This window comes from Allobosea sp. TND4EK4, from assembly GCF_900156025.1.
Classification (GTDB): Bacteria; Pseudomonadota; Alphaproteobacteria; order Rhizobiales; family Beijerinckiaceae; genus Allobosea.
The window spans coordinates 1-14,734 of record NZ_FTMO01000009.1; the positions used below are offsets into that span (position 1 = coordinate 1).

The following is a 14,734-nucleotide window of genomic DNA, read 5'->3' on the forward strand; positions in this document are numbered from 1 at the left end:
TGGGCTTCATCTTCGTTCCTTCGTCACTACGACGAAGCCCAAATCCTCCTTAAATCACAACCTCAAATCTGTGCCATTGGTGCTGACGGCGGACAACCAGCTCCATAATGGCAGCGCCGCTTCGGATGCTGGTAATATGCATCAGCTGAGTAATGCCGTGGCGATCGCGACGGGCGCCATCAAGGTCCTCGCGACGGGAGGCTATCAGCTTCATCGCAAGAATGTACTCTGGCGGCGGCAGAAAGATCCGCAATCCAGGCGTTCCATCATCCCGCGGATATTCTCCGAAGACGTTCAAGCGAGGCTGACGGCTGCCTGGGGAGGTAACCAGATGTTTGACTGACTGGTTGAGCCAGTCGTCGGGTAGGTTCTTCTTCCGAGCGATCGCGTCAGCAGCCTCATAGAGGAACTCTGGTTCCGCCATAAAGACGGAGTCGACGTCGCGGGTGACCTGACGAGCGTCGGTTGCGAGGAGAAGGCACGCGCCGCCGTAAACCGCGATGTCAGCAATGAGCCCACGGAACCGCGCGATTTGACCGAGATCGTCAAAGGCCAGCTCGAGAGTTTCCTTCGTGAGCTCCAGGGGCATTGTAGTTACTCAGTCTTCTCCTAGCCTGGTCATCGGCTACCCCCGCTTGTGGATCAATGGCCGGAAACCGGCGGCGGTCAGGATGAGGCATTGGTACACGATAAACCCATCGCTAAGTAACGCTTGGCTTGGCGCTGCTGAAGCAATTCCATCGCATCTAGGAAGAGTGAATCTAGGCGCGCCCGGCGTTCTGGCGCTTTTTGGCTACAGCATCCGCTGATGGATGGGCCGAATCCGCCTTGAAATCCGACCACCCTGCTGAAGGCGAGATAGCATCTTGCTGCTTGCGGGTTGCTTGGCGACAAAGGTGCGATTGCGAACGCAGTTTGTCAGCTGATCAACGCGCCAAATCGACGCCTCTTCATAGAAGGCATAGCTTGGCTTGTGCAGGAATTCATGGTCGCCATCACCCCCGTTGCCAAGCACGCAGGCGAGGTCGTCCGCTTTCGTGTTCGTCAATTTGGTGATGGGAACTACCAACGCCTTTCCATCCGGGGTGACTGCGGTGATCACCACGTGGAGGTGCATCCTATTGGGATCGTGCCTCGGCCCCGACGGGATTAAGAGGCACGCGCCGAGTTCTGGCGTCCAGGTCGTATGGTAGGCCCGCATAGTCGTTCGTGAACTAGTGCCGCATTCCGCCAGCGCCGAAACGCGTTGAAGCGGATTTGACCGCGTTCGCGATTTCGACGCCTTCTACGAGCGTTTCGACGTTTGGCTTGCCAAGTGCACGGAACAGATCAGAATAGCTGATTTGCCGCGATGAGCCATTTGGATCAGTCCACTCGGTGCACTCGTCATGGGTCAAGTCCCGCAGAGCGAAACCGTCCAGATGTCCATATTTGGACCAAACCTCATCGAGCACTTCGATGTTCGCGATGGAGAGGTGGTCTAGAGTTTCAATGGAAACGCCGGGGGCGGCCTGTACGGCGTAGTGAGCTCGAGCTCCGACGTAGTGCTTCCATTCCGGATTGTCCGGAGTGACGCCGTTCACGTGATCAAGGGTCTGGGAGAGGACCGGACCGTGAGGCATGGCGACCAGCGTGTCACCGGTGAGAGGCAGTTCATATGCATCTAGGTAGGCTCGTTCCGCGAGATAGACGAGCTTGGCCACCTTGAGCACGTCAATGGAGCCTCCTTCGCGGAGGGCAAAGTATGCGGTGACCTGTGCTGCCTTTTCGACGTTAAATGTGTTCATTCGACACCTTTGCCGATCAGCGACTCGCGCCGAGCGATCCTATGAGTTGAGATAGCGCGTGTATGCGACAGTTGCTAGGCCTCGGCGCCTCAATCGGGCAGCCGGATCGGGAGCGTGCGTCTATGACGTCGAACCCAAGCGCTGAATATTTCTCGGGGATTATCCGTCAAAAGCTACAATTCAAAGACCTGAATGTGAAACTGAAACTTAGAGTAACTTATCGGTAAATTTGTGCTGCCTTTTGAAGGCGCGTAGTTCCAGACCGCGTCGAGGGTTCATTTCGTGAGCACCTTTGGTGCCCAGGGCCGTGATGGGGGTAGAAATACGCCTGTCTCGGTGCCATCGACCGGGCTTAATTCAACGCCGCAGTTTTCCTCGGTTGATCCGAGCCGACGGCTAGCGGCTAAGGCCTGTGAACCCAACGCAAGGATATCCGCTCGAGCGTGCCATCGCGCAGGACGGATAGGTGCCACATCGCCATCAAGGCCTCGACGTCCCGGCGCGCTCGCGCGAGCGCATATGTTCGAGCGTACTGGAAACGCTGAAGAGGCTCAGCAGCACTGCGCCCTCGAACGGAACTCCGACGATCGCGGCTGCCGAAGCGGCGACCACCATCAACAGGTCAATAGCAAGGGGGGGCTCCCGCCACAGAGCGGACAGCGCGCTCCTGGCGGCCGGAAGCCCGCCAGTAACATAGACGAACTTCAATCCAAGCCGAGGCAGAATGACAAGCCCCTCGACCGGCAACCATGTGCCGACGGGGGCTAGGACTTGCCTAAGACTGCGATCAACGACATGAATGTCCGATAATCGATTGATATCTGTTTCATGGTCCAACACCCCGCCCAACGAGAGAGCCAATACCGGCCGTGGATGCCATGGCGACTGCACCCCAGAACATCACCCTCGCGGTTGGCTTCCAGATGCTTGCGCCGCCAGCACGGGCGCCGATCGCGCCAAGAGCGGCAAGCCCGATCAGTCCGGCGATGGACACGCTCCACGCGGCCGTTCCTGCGGGGGTAAGAAGAGCCACGATCAGCGGCAGCGCAGCTCCCGCCGAGAAGGTCACTGCAGACGTGAAGGCCGCCTGAACGGGCTTGGCCATTACATGGCTCGACAGTCCGAGCTCATCGCGCGCATGAGCCTCGAGTGCATCTTTCTCCATCATCTGCTTGGCAACCTGCTGGGCCAGGTCGGGAGATACACCGCGCTGCGCATAAATCGCGGCAAGCTCCGCGAGCTCAGCCTCCGGCTGGTTGGCCAATTCATTTCGCTCGCGCGCCATATCAGCTTGCTCGGTATCTGCTTGGGAACTGACGGATACATACTCGCCTGCCGCCATCGACATCGCGCCGGCTACTAGACCTGCGACGCCCGCCACCAAGATTTCATCGGAGGCTGCGGTGGCGGCCGCGACGCCGACGATCAGGCTCGATGTCGAGATCAGTCCGTCATTGGCGCCCAGTACAGCTGCGCGGAGCCAGCCGATGCGTTCGATGAGATGGTTTTCCTTGTGAAGGGCTCGCATTGATTCATCCTCCGGCCTTTTCAACTGCCGGCCTTCAAAGACGCGGCCCGCGACGAGCTCTGCGACGTGGGTCGCCGATCGAGTTTAGAATCATTCTAGTCAGTGGCACGCGTACCTTTTTGGGTCAACAGAGTAGAATGATTCTAAATACGGCTGGCGGCGATTCCGCAGCGTCAAGCAAGCCCCCGGCGAGAAGGCCGGCTGTGCCCGCTCGATGCAGGGTTGTCGAGATGACTGTGAAGATTGCGCCAACCGCATAACCGATAGCGCTTGTCACCGCGACTGGCCCGACCGCTCCGCCGAATTCGAAGCTTTCGACGTCCAGCCTGATCGGACGCCTTCAGCCGCTTCGGACGAAGCGTTGGAACGCTATCAGCGGGATCGCCCGCAGGTGGGCTTGCATCTTATCGATATACATTATACATAATTGTATAATGTTTCATGCTGAGAGTTGCTCACTATGACCGCCGTGAAGATCGATGACCGGCTGACAGTCGCCAGCCAGCCGCGCCAGGAGGCCCTTGCCGCGCTGGCGGCCGCCGGCTTCGCCACCATTATCAACAACCGACCCGACGGCGAGGAGCAGGGGCAGCCCGGCAACGCTGCCGAGAAGGCAGCCCTGGAGCGGCCGGGCCTTGCCTATCGCTTTATCCCCGTGACGGCGGCGACGATCACCGAAGCCGATATCCGCTCGTTTCAAGAGGCGGTGTGCGGGGCCAAGGGGCGGGTCTACGCCCATTGCCGCAGCGGCACGCGATCTTTGACGCTGCATGTGCTCGGCGAGGTGCTGGCAGGGCGGATGAAGCCCGGCGAGGTCGAGGCCTTCGGCCGCGCGCACGGCTTCGATCTCTCGGGCGCCGTGCAGTGGCTCGCCCGGAATGCGGCCCGGACGCCGCTGGTGAAGGGCTTCCACGAGCCGCGCACCGGCAGCATCCAGTATGTCGTCGCCGATCCGAAGACGAGGCGCTGCGCGATCATCGATCCGGTCTATGAGTTCGATGAGAAGTCCGGGGCGACCGCCACGCATCAGGCCGAAGCGATCCTCGCCTATGTGGCGCGCGAGGGGCTCACCGTCGAGTGGATCCTCGACACCCATCCTCACGCCGATCACTTCTCGGCCGCTCACTATCTCAAGCAGAAGACCGGCGCGCAGACAGCTATCGGCGCGCGCGTCACGGATGTCCAGAAGCTCTGGCAGGGCCTCTACAACTGGCCGGAGCTGGCGACCGACGGCTCGCAGTGGGACCGGCTCTTTGCCGAGGGCGACAGCTTCAAGGTCGGCGAGCTCACCGGGCGCGTGATGTTCTCGCCCGGCCACACCCTTGCCTCCGTGACCTATGTGATCGGCGATGCGGCGTTCGTGCACGACACGATCTTCATGCCGGATTCCGGCACGGCGCGGGCGGATTTCCCGGGCGGCAGCTCCAAGGACCTCTGGGCGTCGATACAGGCGATCCTGGCTTTGCCGGACGATACGCGCCTGTTCACCGGGCACGACTACGAGCCCGGCGGGCGCGCCGCAAAATGGGAGAGCACGGTGGGCGAGCAGAAGCACGCGAACCCGCATCTGACCGGCATGACGGAGGAGCGCTTCGTCGTGTTGCGGGAGGCGCGCGACCGCACCCTGCCGATGCCGAAGCTGATCCTGCATGCGCTGCAGGTCAATATCCGCGGCGGCCGGCTGCCGGAGCCCGAAGCCAACGGCAGGCGCTATCTCAAATTCCCGCTCGATGCGCTCGTGGGGGCCGCGTGGTGATGGACGCCAAAACGGCGCACGCCAAGACGGTCCACGCCATGCCTCCGGCCGAGATGGAGGCGCGTGCCGGCGAGGTCTCCGCCCTGCTCAAGACATTGTCGCATCCGGCCCGTCTGAGGCTCGCCTGCGCCCTTGCCGAGCGCGAGTACGCCGTCGGCGAGCTCGAGGAACGGCTGGGCATCCGTCAGCCTACGCTGTCGCAGCAGCTCGGTGCGCTGCGAGAGGCAGGCGTTGTCACCACGCGCCGCCACGCCAAGCAGATCTTCTACCGTTTGAGCGAAGAGAAGGCTGCGCGTCTGATCGAAGCCCTTTACGCCATCTTCTGCGAACCGGAGCAGCAGCCATGAGTGCCTATTGGCCTTCCCTGATCGGCGGCATGTTGCTTGGCCTCTCGGCCGTCGCGCTGCTGCTGCTCGATGGGCGGATCGCCGGCATCAGCGGCATCGTCGGCCGCTTGCTCGGCGGTGGGCAGATCCCGCTGAATGCGGCTTTCGTCATCGGGCTCCTGAGCGGCCCGCCGCTCTACAGGCTGGCCTTCGGGAGCTTCCCAGATGTCACGATCGCGGCCTCCTGGCCCGTGATCCTCGTCGCTGGATTCGCAGTCGGAATCGGCACGCGCCTGGGCTCGGGTTGCACGTCGGGCCATGGCATCCTTGGTCTCGCCCGCTTCTCGAAGCGTTCATTCGCCGCGACCGCGACCTTTCTCTCTGCGGGAATGACCGTGGCGACATTGATGGAGCTGCTGCGGTGAATCGTCTCGCGCCTCTGCGCATCGTCGTTGCGCTGCTCGCCGGCGCGCTCTTCGGCTTCGGGCTGTCATTGTCCGGGATGCTTGACCCGGCGCGGGTGCTCGGCTTTCTCGATCTCGCGAGCGGGCATTGGGATCCAAGCCTGGCCTTCGTGCTCGGTGGTGCGTTGCTCGTAGCGGTGCCGGGCGTCATGCTGCAGCGCCACCTGCGGCGCCCCTTGCTCGACGACGACTTCCATCTGCCGGAGAAGACGGGGATCGATCGGCGGCTGCTGGCTGGCTCCGCGCTGTTCGGCGCCGGCTGGGGGCTGGCCGGCTTCTGCCCGGGCCCGGCGGTCTCGGCCTTGTCGATGGGTCTCGTCCCGATCTTCCTGTTCGTCGCGGCCATGGCGGCGGGGATGATGCTGCATGACCGGGTGATGGCGGGGAGACTTCCGCGATGACGTCGAACCTCGTTCCCGCGCTCTCTTCCGGCGACCTCGACGGCGAACCCGCGCAACATCGCTCTGAAGGATAGGATATGTCAGTTGGCGAGGATTTGCTGCGACTGCAGGCCGATCGCAGCAAGATCAAGATAGCTAGCCCGATTACCCTGATATGCTCGAGGGGCGACGCCGACAGTCCGGATTGGAATTCTCGGCAGCACCTTCAACCTAGCGCTGCTCGGATGGGCGGACGGGCCCGGCGGCAGAGGTCGGTCGACATCGTCCAAATCCAGAACCCAGATATCATGGGTCACATGCCGGCCACATGCTTCCGGGACGCAATCCGCATGAGGTCGTTATCCGCCACATGGACAGGCCGGCACAGACCGCGGTGCTACGGATGAAAGGCTGCCGATTTGGCGGCACTGTCCTGGTGCGGACCTTCCTGATGTCTGCAATGGTCCATCTTGGGAAATTCAGCCCTGCACATAGCGCTTCGTCCTGTTCGGTGGCTCCATACGCTTCGAGCACCTGCTTTGCCGCTTTGAGCGAGTCGCTTGCGCGAACGCGCTCGCGGGAGGCGGCGTGAAGTCTTTCACGCTACCTGACGCCGATCGATCAGCCCACGAAGCCTCCCGACTAGCATAGCAGGCAACGCCAGTTTCGCAGGTGCTTCGTCTGCACGATCAAGGCGTTCTGCGATCTTCCTCAGATTTCTCTCGATTACATTAACTCGGATTCCCGCTTTGAGATATCGAGCGCTGCCACATAACGCGCCTCGCTATTCCGGAGGGAATCGATCTCCGGCCCGGCGTCGATGAGCGATTGGTCGACTTGGATAGGTTCGCGAGTGTGGTAACGTCCAAGCCACCTTCCTAGTCGAAGTTCCGCTGGGTGCTCGGGGTCGCAAATGACTGAGAAATTTCGACACCGCAGCGTCGTTAAGAATCTCAGCCCGGAAGAAGCCGGTCAGGTGATCCTCTCCATCATCGAGCCTCGATTTGCCTCGGCAGATGTAGCCTACGCTTGGTTTCGATCGGAACCTCTAACAGGCCTTTCGGGCCGATCGGCCCTGCAACTCATTGCCGAGGGCCGCGCCGAGGCATTCCTTGAATATGTGGAGGCGATCGACGCGGGTGTTTATGCTTAGGGCGTTCCGCCACTCAGCAGAATCCAGATGCCGCCGAACGTCTGCTCTCGAGCAAGGCGCCAATGTCCAGCGGTGGCCAAAACTCTGCTGACGACGGCCAAATTGGGTGATGACCGGATGTCGACGCGTGGTCGGCCTTACCGCCCTTTCGCCAGCGCTTGGTGCAGTCCAGGGCACGCTCGTGGCATCGAGGAGTGCCATTTCTTTCGCGGGCGATTGGAAGATCGACGGGCTGCAGGCTTCTGGCTCGATATGATGTATTAGAGGCGGCCCGAAAATTGTTGCGGGCCACTCGGCGTAGCGGCTAGCTCACCTTCAACCTCGGCGAGGGCAACGTCTGCGTCGCCGTCCATTCCGATCATCTCCTAGGATTACAAGTACGAATGTCTGAAGACAACAACCAGCTTATTGATCTGTCAGCGATGGTCGTTGCGGCCTACGTGGCACATAACAATGTCACCCGCGCCGATCTGCCCGAGCTTATCGCGAAGACTCATGCAGCACTGGCTGGCTTGGGAGCTGAAGCTGCCGCGCCCGCTGCCCAGCCGCTTGTCCCGGCCGTTTCGATCAGGAAATCGGTTACCCCGGATGCGATCATCTGCCTCGAGGACGGCAAGGCGTTCAAATCGCTGAAGCGCCATCTCAGCAGCAAGTACGATATGACGCCTGACCAGTACCGAGCGAAATGGGACCTGCCTTCCGATTATCCGATGGTGGCACCCAACTATGCCGAAGCGCGCTCGGCCTTGGCCAAGTCGATGGGTCTTGGTCGGAAGGCTGCAACTGCTGTCGACAAGGCAGCAATTGCTAAGAGCCCACGGCGTGTAAAGGCCAAGACCTGACCGAGACGCTTGCTCGATAGAGCGACGCCGGCCGGCACGGCGACCAACGACAAAGAGGCTCCATGAACAGCGACAGACCTCGCAGGCCCAACAGCGCCCGGGACAAGGCCGAGGCACTGTTTAAGCCCGCCGCTCCGAAAGCCCCGACGCCTGCCGACAAGCGGCCAAGCGTTCCCGGAGCGAAAGAACTCGTTTCGCTCCGAATCGATCGCAGCGTGCTCGACCATTTTCAAAGTGGCGGACCAGGCTGGCAGGATCGCATCAACAACGCGCTGCGGCAGGCCGCGGGCATCGGTGGCGATGAAGCGGTCACGCCCGACGAACTGAACTCTTCGAACGACGGCTAGCGCGGCAATGGCGAAAGGGGATCCGTTCAAGAGGCCAGCGGCGACGGCCGGAGCGGCGACCTCGATTCTGAAATGCTCTCTTGGATCTCACCCCGGGCGAGGCACGCGTCACGCGCGTCCTGACATCGGGACAGAGCGCGGCCGATATCGCCAGGGCATGCGGGGTATCTGTGGAGACCGTCAGGTCGCAGATCCGGTCGATACTTCAGAAGCTGGGCATGCACCGCCAGGCTGAGCTAGTTGGTTTCCTCGCCGGATTGATACATTCGAGCGTCAAAGCCGACCTTCGCTTCACAGCCCACGACCAATGTCCGGTTGTGGCGCGAGCCGGTAGTTGACCTCGGTACAAGTCGGTCAAATTCATGGCATTGCTGCTATAGATCAATCTTTAACGGTGAGCGCCTGCAGGAGTGGATTTTGACTGAGCGATTTGAACGGCACCGCCAACCCTGGACCTCTGAGGAGATTCAAAAACTGAAATTGCTTGCTGGAAAGGGCATGGCCCTGAAGGCGATTGCGAAAGCAATGACCCGTAGCGAAGAGTCTATAAAGGATCGCGCAAAGCTCGACGGCATTGGTATCGCCAAACTCCGCTAAACCATGGGCATCTAGAGTCGACATCTTTCCTCAGGACCACAGGCGTCCGCTCCCGCGATAAGCAGCGACAGAGCCGCCATCCCTAACGTGCGTCTTGGATGATCAAATCAACGGGGATCGCATGCCATCAATTTCAATGGCGCTCTAAGCAGAGTCGAGCATTCCATCAATCCGCCCGCCGCACCCCGGACAATGATCTCACGGAACCCAACAATGAAAGGCGCCCGACATTGTCGGGCGCCCATCCGAATTGCGGAACTCGACCTGCAATCGCGGCAACACTATGCCTCGATTTTCACCAACTGCGCATTATCGCTCACGAGCAGCCGGTGGTCGAGCCGCAGGTGTTGCACTTCAGGCAGGTGCCGTTGCGGACGAGGGTGAAGTTTCCGCATTCGCCGCAGCTGTCGCCGACATAGCCCTTCATGATCGCCTCGGCACGGCGCTCGGAGGCTGTCGGCTGGGCGGCCGGGACAGAGAAGCCGAGCTTTGACATCTCCGCCTCGCCATAGGCTTCCGGCTCTTCCTTCAGCGCGGTCGCGCCGGCGGTGGCCAGCCCGGTCGCGGCCGGCATGGTGGCGCGGGCGACCGCGTCGTTGGCGGCCCCGCCGCCCTGGATCGCCAGCAGGCTGATCGGCTTGCCGCGGCGGAAGCCGGTCGAGGCCAGCGGGGTCGTCATCACCGGCGTCGCATCCGGCGCCTTGTCCTGGCCGACGCCGCCGCCCATCACGTCATGGCCGATCTCGCTGGGATCGACATGGGCGAGGTCGTTGCGGCCGAGATAGGAGATCGCCAGCTCGCGGAAGACGTAGTCGAGGATCGAGGTCGCGTTCTTGATCGACTGGTTGCCGGCGACGAAGCCCGAGGGCTCGAAGCGGGTGAAGGTGAAGGCCTCGACATACTCCTCCAGCGGCACGCCATATTGCAGGCCCAGCGAGACCGCGATGGCGAAGTTGTTCATCATCGCCCGGAAGGCCGCGCCTTCCTTGTGCATGTCGATGAAGATCTCGCCGAGGCGCCCGTCCGAGTACTCGCCGGTGTGGACATAGACCTTGTGGCCGCCGACGGTGGCCTTCTGGATGTAGCCGGTGCGGCGATCGGGCATCTTCTCGCGCTCGCGCTTGCGCTCGATGCGCTCGACGATGCGCTCGACGATCTTCTCCGAGATCTGGGTGGCGCGCGCCGCCATCGGGGCCGCGACCAGCGTCTCCAGCGCGTCGTCCGCCTCGTCGTCCTCGTCGGCGATCAGCGCCGAGTTGAGCGGCTGCGAGAGCTTGGAGCCGTCGCGGTAGAGGGCATTCGCCTTCAGCGCCAGCTTCCAGGAGAGCATATAGGCGCTCTTGCAGTCCTCGACCGTGGCGTCGTTGGGCATGTTGATGGTCTTGGAGATGGCGCCCGAGATGAAGGGCTGGGCCGCCGCCATCATGCGGATATGGCTGTCGACCGAGAGGTAGCGCTTGCCGATGCGGCCGCAAGGGTTGGCGCAGTCGAAGACCGAATAGTGCTCCTTCCTGAGGTGCGGGGCGCCTTCCAGCGTCATCGCGCCACAGACATGGACGTTGGCCGCCTCGATCTCGGCCTTGGAGAAGCCGAGGAAGGGCAGGAGCTCGAACGACATGTCGTTCAGCTTCTCGGCCGGGACCTTGAGCGTCTGGGTGAGGAAATCCTCGCCCAGCGTCCACTTGTTGAAGACGAACTTGATGTCGAAGGCGCTCTTCAGCCCGCCCTCGATCGCCTCGATCTTCTCGTCAGTGAAGCCCTTGGCGCGCAGCGTCGAGGGGTTGACGCCGGGAGCCTGCTTCATCGAGCCGTGGCCGACGGCATAGGCCTCGATCTCGGCGATGTCCGCCTCGCGGTAGCCGAGCGCGCGGAGCGCATCGGGCACGGCGCGGTTGATGATCTTGAAGTAGCCGCCGCCGGCAAGCTTCTTGAACTTCACCAGGGCGAAGTCGGGCTCGATGCCGGTGGTGTCGCAATCCATGACGAGGCCGATCGTGCCGGTCGGCGCGATCACGGTCGCCTGGGCGTTGCGGTAGCCGTAGCGCTTGCCCTGCTCCAGCGCCTCGTCCCAGACGGCGCGCGAACGCTCCGCCATGGTCACCGCCGAGCCGCCGAGGCGGGCGAGGGTGGCGTGGTCGAGCGGCACGGGGGTGACGCTCAGGCCCTCATAGCCGTCGGCGAGTCCATGGGCGGCGGTGCGGTGGTTGCGGATGACGCGCAGCATGTGGCTGGTGTTCTTCTTGTAGCCGGGGAAGGGGCCGAGCTCGCCCGCCATCTCGGCCGAGGTCGCATAGGCGACGCCGGTCATGATCGCGGTCAGCGCGCCGGCCAGCGCACGGCCTTCCTCGGAATCATAGCCGAGGCCCATGGTCATCAGCAGGCCGCCGATATTGGCGTAGCCAAGGCCGAGCGTGCGGTACTCGTAGGAGAGCTCGGCAATCTCGCGGCTCGGGAACTGCGCCATCGTCACCGAGATCTCGAGCACGACGGTCCAGAGCCGGCAGAGATGCTCGTAGCCCTCGACGTCGAAGGACTTGGTCTGCGTATCGTAGAACTGCAGCAGGTTGGCCGAGGCCAGGTTGCAGGCCGTGTCGTCGAGGAACATGTATTCCGAGCACGGATTGGACGCCCGGATCCGGCCGGAAGCCGGGCAGGTGTGCCAGTCGTTCATCGTCGAGTTGAAGTGCAGGCCGGGATCGGCGGAGGCCCAGGCGGCGTAGCCGATCTTCTCCCAGAGGTCGCGGGCCTTCAGGGTCTTGATCGTCTTGCCGGAGGTGCGGGCGGTGAGGTTCCAGTCGGCGTCGGTCTCGACCGCGCGCAGGAAGTCGTCGGTCAGCGAGACCGAATTGTTCGAGTTCTGGCCCGAGACGGTGAGGTAGGCGTCGGAATCCCAGTCGGTGTCATAGGTGTCGAAGGAGATGTCCTTGTAACCCTGCTTGGCGAACTGGATGACGCGCTTGATGTAGTTGTCCGGCACCATCGCCTTGCGGGCGAGCTTGATCTCGCGCTTCAGGGCCGGGTTCTGCTCGGGGTCGAAGCAGCTGTCGCCGTCGCCCTCGCAGTTCACGCAGGCCTTGAGCACGGCCTTCATGTGCTTCTTGACGGTCTTGGAGCCGGTGACGAGGGCGGCGACCTTCTGCTCCTCCTTCACCTTCCAGTCGATATAGGCCTCGATGTCCGGATGGTCGGCGTCGACCACGACCATCTTGGCGGCGCGGCGCGTCGTGCCGCCCGACTTGATCGCGCCGGCAGCGCGGTCGCCGATCTTCAGGAAGGACATCAGGCCCGAGGACTTGCCGCCGCCGGCGAGCTTCTCGCCTTCGCCGCGCAGCATCGAGAAGTTCGAGCCGGTGCCCGAGCCGTATTTGAACAGGCGCGCCTCGCGGACCCACAGGTCCATGATGCCGCCCTCGTTGACGAGGTCGTCCTGCACGCCCTGGATGAAGCAGGCATGGGGCTGCGGGTGCTCGTAGCTCGACTTCGACTTCGTCAGCTTGCCGGTCTTGAAGTCGACGTAGAAATGGCCCTGGCTCGGCCCGTCGATGCCATAGGCCCAGTGCAGGCCGGTGTTGAACCATTGCGGCGAGTTCGGCGCGACGCGCTGGGTGGCGAGCATGAAGCGCAATTCGTCATGGAAGGCCTGCGCATCCGTCTCGGAGGTGAAATAGCCGCCCTTCCAGCCCCAATAGGTCCAGCAGCCTGCGAGACGATCGAAAACCTGCTTCGACGAGATCTCGGAGCCGTAGCGCTCGCCCTCGGGCAGCTCGGCAAGAGCGGCCTCGTCGGCGACCGAGCGCCAGAGGAAGGAGGGAACGTCGTTCTCCTCGACCTTCTTCAGGCGCGCGGGCACGCCGGCCTTGCGGAAATATTTCTGCGCGAGGACGTCGCTCGCCACCTGCGACCAGGCCTCCGGCACCTCGATGCCTTCGAGTCGGAAGACGACCGAGCCGTCCGGGTTCTTGATCTCGCTGACGGCGGAACGAAAGGGAATGGCGGCGTAGGGCGACTGTCCGGCGGAGGTGTAGCGGCGCTCGATGCGCATGATCTTCGTCCCTTGAATGCCGCGGGTGAAACGCCCGCGCGGCCGGTTGATCACCGGCTCCTGATGTCAGCCCAACTCGGTTTTGATGCCCCGTGGGCCTTGGCGGTGTCTTCCCGCCTGTGGGCCCGGTCGCGGCCAGAGCCATCCGCGCAAATCCAGTCGCTCCCACCGGTGAAGGCGGATGCGGCGGCAGGCGCGGAACACTCTGGAAAACTAGGTCGCAGTCATCCAGAGGGGGTGCCGCCGGCCGTCATGCGATGGTCAAAATCTAGCGCCGATACCAAGCCGGCGTCAAGGAATGGTGTTCCCCAAACCCTGTGGACACGACATCTGGTAGGGATGTGTGGGTTATGGGGATAAGTTTCAAGCCGCTCGCTAAGCCTCGGAAAGCGCTTCGAGAATCCCGCTTCATCGGCAAGATTGCCACACCGGGCGCCGAAGCGCAGTCCGTAAAATGCCCCCTATTCATGGTTGACCAAGCCTGAATCCGGCCGGCGCGGAAGCCCTGCATCCATGCCGGGGGGCAAGTGGTTGAAAAGCGTCGGATCGCCGCCCCGCCGAGGGCTGGCGCCCGTCCGAATCGCGACAGGTTTCGGGCATGGCCGATGCAGGTCCTGCGCCGAGAATCAGCGTGCAGGGTGGATCGTCGCCGGGCCTCGCCCGCGATGATCCGCTGGGACGGCCGATCGGGCGCTGCGCACTGGACAGGGCAGGGCGTCGGCGGCATAAGTCGCGCCAGGTCGGGCCGCCCTGTTGCGGCGCCGCAAAGGCATGCGCGAGACGATTGGGCAGACGATGAAGAACTGGCTGCTGCAGATCTTCACATGGTGGAACGGCCAGACGATCGGCACCCGCTTCCATACCTGGCGCTTCGGCGAGCGGGTCGGCGAGGACGAGTTCGGCAACGTCTACTATCGGACAAAGGGCGGGGCGAAGGACAAGGCGCTCGGCTTCCAGCGTCGCTGGGTGGTCTATAACGGGCCGGTCGAGGCTTCGATGATCCCGCCGGGCTGGAACGGCTGGCTGCATCACACGGTCGATGTCGCCCCTTCCGAGGAAAGCTATCAGCCGCGCGAATGGCAGCAGCCGCATCAGCCGAACTGGACCGGCACGGCGCTGGCCTACCGCCCCAAGGGCTCGACCCTGGCCGAGGGCGAGCGCCCGCCGGCCACCGGCGACTACCAGCCCTGGACGCCGGGCAACTGAGTTTCGCTGCCCCGCGCGGATGGGCCGCTCCGAGAGGGGCGGCTTTTTCCGTTTCGGCTTCGAGAAGGAGCGCAGGCATCCCGGGCGACCGCGGGAGGGCCGGGATCCATGCCGGAACCTTCATCGGCAGAGCCCCGGCATGGATTCCGGATCGGCACGGCTTTGCCGCTTGTCCGGGATGACCCGCGATGTTTGGCGATCCTCCGGATATTTGCCTGGCGGCGCCTGATCCGCCGCCCTTTTTCCGCTGGCTTTGCCGTGTTACTGCGCCTCGTTCGTGCCGCTCCGATGGCACCGGAGAGATTC

The 14,734-nt window shown here is 62.9% G+C and carries 14 protein-coding genes; 9 read left to right on the forward strand and 5 right to left on the reverse strand.

The genetic code is table 11. The features are described from left to right. Positions 1–49 precede the first annotated feature (49 nt). The 4 genes from BW981_RS14950 to BW981_RS14970 all read right to left on the reverse strand — a co-directional run bounded on the left by BW981_RS14950 (position 50) and on the right by BW981_RS14970 (position 3,315). A complete protein-coding gene (locus tag BW981_RS14950) occupies positions 50–589 on the reverse strand; it encodes a hypothetical protein (protein WP_076440589.1) in 540 nt (179 codons plus the stop codon). Positions 590–793: 204 nt separating this feature from the next. Then, positions 794–1,105 (reverse strand): hypothetical protein, encoded by a 312-nt coding sequence (locus BW981_RS14955; protein ID WP_139333779.1) that lies wholly within the window; start codon positions 1,103–1,105, stop codon positions 794–796. A 109-nt stretch (positions 1,106–1,214) separates the two neighbouring features. Next, the gene (locus BW981_RS14960) at positions 1,215–1,787 is read right to left on the reverse strand and encodes a Panacea domain-containing protein (protein WP_076440593.1); all 573 of its coding nucleotides are present in this window, start codon (positions 1,785–1,787) and stop codon (positions 1,215–1,217) included. 826 nt (positions 1,788–2,613) lie between these two features. Beyond that, entirely contained in the window at positions 2,614–3,315 is a 702-nt protein-coding gene (locus BW981_RS14970; protein WP_076440597.1) for a VIT1/CCC1 transporter family protein, read from the reverse strand. A 460-nt stretch (positions 3,316–3,775) separates the two neighbouring features. Here BW981_RS14970 and blh point away from each other — a divergent pair, with 460 nt between their 5' ends. From blh to BW981_RS15010, 8 genes are all read left to right on the forward strand, one after another. After that, positions 3,776–5,071: a bifunctional sulfur transferase/dioxygenase Blh gene (blh, locus tag BW981_RS14975; protein WP_076440599.1), complete on the forward strand. Its 1,296-nt coding sequence runs from the start codon at positions 3,776–3,778 to the stop codon at positions 5,069–5,071. Then, the gene (gene bigR, locus BW981_RS14980; protein WP_076440601.1) at positions 5,071–5,418 is read left to right on the forward strand and encodes a sulfite-sensing transcriptional repressor BigR; all 348 of its coding nucleotides are present in this window, start codon (positions 5,071–5,073) and stop codon (positions 5,416–5,418) included. Before blh ends, bigR begins: the two co-directional genes overlap by 1 nt. After that, entirely contained in the window at positions 5,415–5,822 is a 408-nt protein-coding gene (locus tag BW981_RS14985) for a YeeE/YedE family protein (RefSeq protein WP_076440603.1), read from the forward strand. Before bigR ends, BW981_RS14985 begins: the two co-directional genes overlap by 4 nt. Next, on the forward strand, positions 5,819–6,262 hold the full coding sequence (locus BW981_RS14990) for a YeeE/YedE family protein (RefSeq protein ID WP_076440605.1): 444 nt from the start codon (positions 5,819–5,821) through the stop codon (positions 6,260–6,262). The genes BW981_RS14985 and BW981_RS14990 overlap by 4 nt, the downstream gene beginning before the upstream one ends. An 892-nt stretch (positions 6,263–7,154) precedes the next feature. Continuing rightward, complete coding sequence (locus BW981_RS22630; RefSeq protein WP_139333780.1) at positions 7,155–7,394, forward strand: antitoxin Xre/MbcA/ParS toxin-binding domain-containing protein; 240 nt, start codon at positions 7,155–7,157, stop codon at positions 7,392–7,394. Positions 7,395–7,777: 383 nt separating this feature from the next. After that, positions 7,778–8,236 (forward strand): Ros/MucR family transcriptional regulator, encoded by a 459-nt coding sequence (locus tag BW981_RS14995; RefSeq protein ID WP_076440606.1) that lies wholly within the window; start codon positions 7,778–7,780, stop codon positions 8,234–8,236. 62 nt (positions 8,237–8,298) lie between these two features. Continuing rightward, positions 8,299–8,583, forward strand: a complete 285-nt coding sequence (locus BW981_RS15000; RefSeq protein ID WP_076440608.1) for a BrnA antitoxin family protein — start codon at positions 8,299–8,301, stop codon at positions 8,581–8,583. 417 nt (positions 8,584–9,000) lie between these two features. Then, a complete protein-coding gene (locus tag BW981_RS15010) occupies positions 9,001–9,180 on the forward strand; it encodes a hypothetical protein (protein ID WP_076440612.1) in 180 nt (59 codons plus the stop codon). Between the two features lie 316 nt (positions 9,181–9,496). Here BW981_RS15010 and BW981_RS15015 read toward each other — a convergent pair whose 3' ends face one another. Beyond that, positions 9,497–13,222 carry a vitamin B12-dependent ribonucleotide reductase gene (locus BW981_RS15015; protein ID WP_076440774.1) on the reverse strand — a complete coding sequence of 1,242 codons (3,726 nt, stop codon included), beginning with the start codon at positions 13,220–13,222 and terminating at the stop codon, positions 9,497–9,499. A gap of 795 nt (positions 13,223–14,017) precedes the next feature. Here BW981_RS15015 and BW981_RS15020 point away from each other — a divergent pair. After that, positions 14,018–14,428 (forward strand): NADH:ubiquinone oxidoreductase subunit NDUFA12, encoded by a 411-nt coding sequence (locus BW981_RS15020; protein ID WP_076440776.1) that lies wholly within the window; start codon positions 14,018–14,020, stop codon positions 14,426–14,428. Positions 14,429–14,734: the final 306 nt, after the last annotated feature.

Coding starts and splice junctions, on each gene's coding strand:
- BW981_RS14950 (WP_076440589.1), bottom strand. CDS start 589: ATGCCCCTGGAGCTCACGAAGGAAACTCTCGAGCTGGCCTTTGACGAT.
- BW981_RS14960 (WP_076440593.1), bottom strand. CDS start 1,787: ATGAACACATTTAACGTCGAAAAGGCAGCACAGGTCACCGCATACTTT.
- BW981_RS14970 (WP_076440597.1), bottom strand. CDS start 3,315: ATGCGAGCCCTTCACAAGGAAAACCATCTCATCGAACGCATCGGCTGG.
- blh (WP_076440599.1), top strand. CDS start 3,776: ATGACCGCCGTGAAGATCGATGACCGGCTGACAGTCGCCAGCCAGCCG.
- bigR (WP_076440601.1), top strand. CDS start 5,071: ATGGACGCCAAAACGGCGCACGCCAAGACGGTCCACGCCATGCCTCCG.
- BW981_RS14985 (WP_076440603.1), top strand. CDS start 5,415: ATGAGTGCCTATTGGCCTTCCCTGATCGGCGGCATGTTGCTTGGCCTC.
- BW981_RS22630 (WP_139333780.1), top strand. CDS start 7,155: ATGACTGAGAAATTTCGACACCGCAGCGTCGTTAAGAATCTCAGCCCG.
- BW981_RS14995 (WP_076440606.1), top strand. CDS start 7,778: ATGTCTGAAGACAACAACCAGCTTATTGATCTGTCAGCGATGGTCGTT.
- BW981_RS15000 (WP_076440608.1), top strand. CDS start 8,299: ATGAACAGCGACAGACCTCGCAGGCCCAACAGCGCCCGGGACAAGGCC.
- BW981_RS15015 (WP_076440774.1), bottom strand. CDS start 13,222: ATGCGCATCGAGCGCCGCTACACCTCCGCCGGACAGTCGCCCTACGCC.
- BW981_RS15020 (WP_076440776.1), top strand. CDS start 14,018: ATGAAGAACTGGCTGCTGCAGATCTTCACATGGTGGAACGGCCAGACG.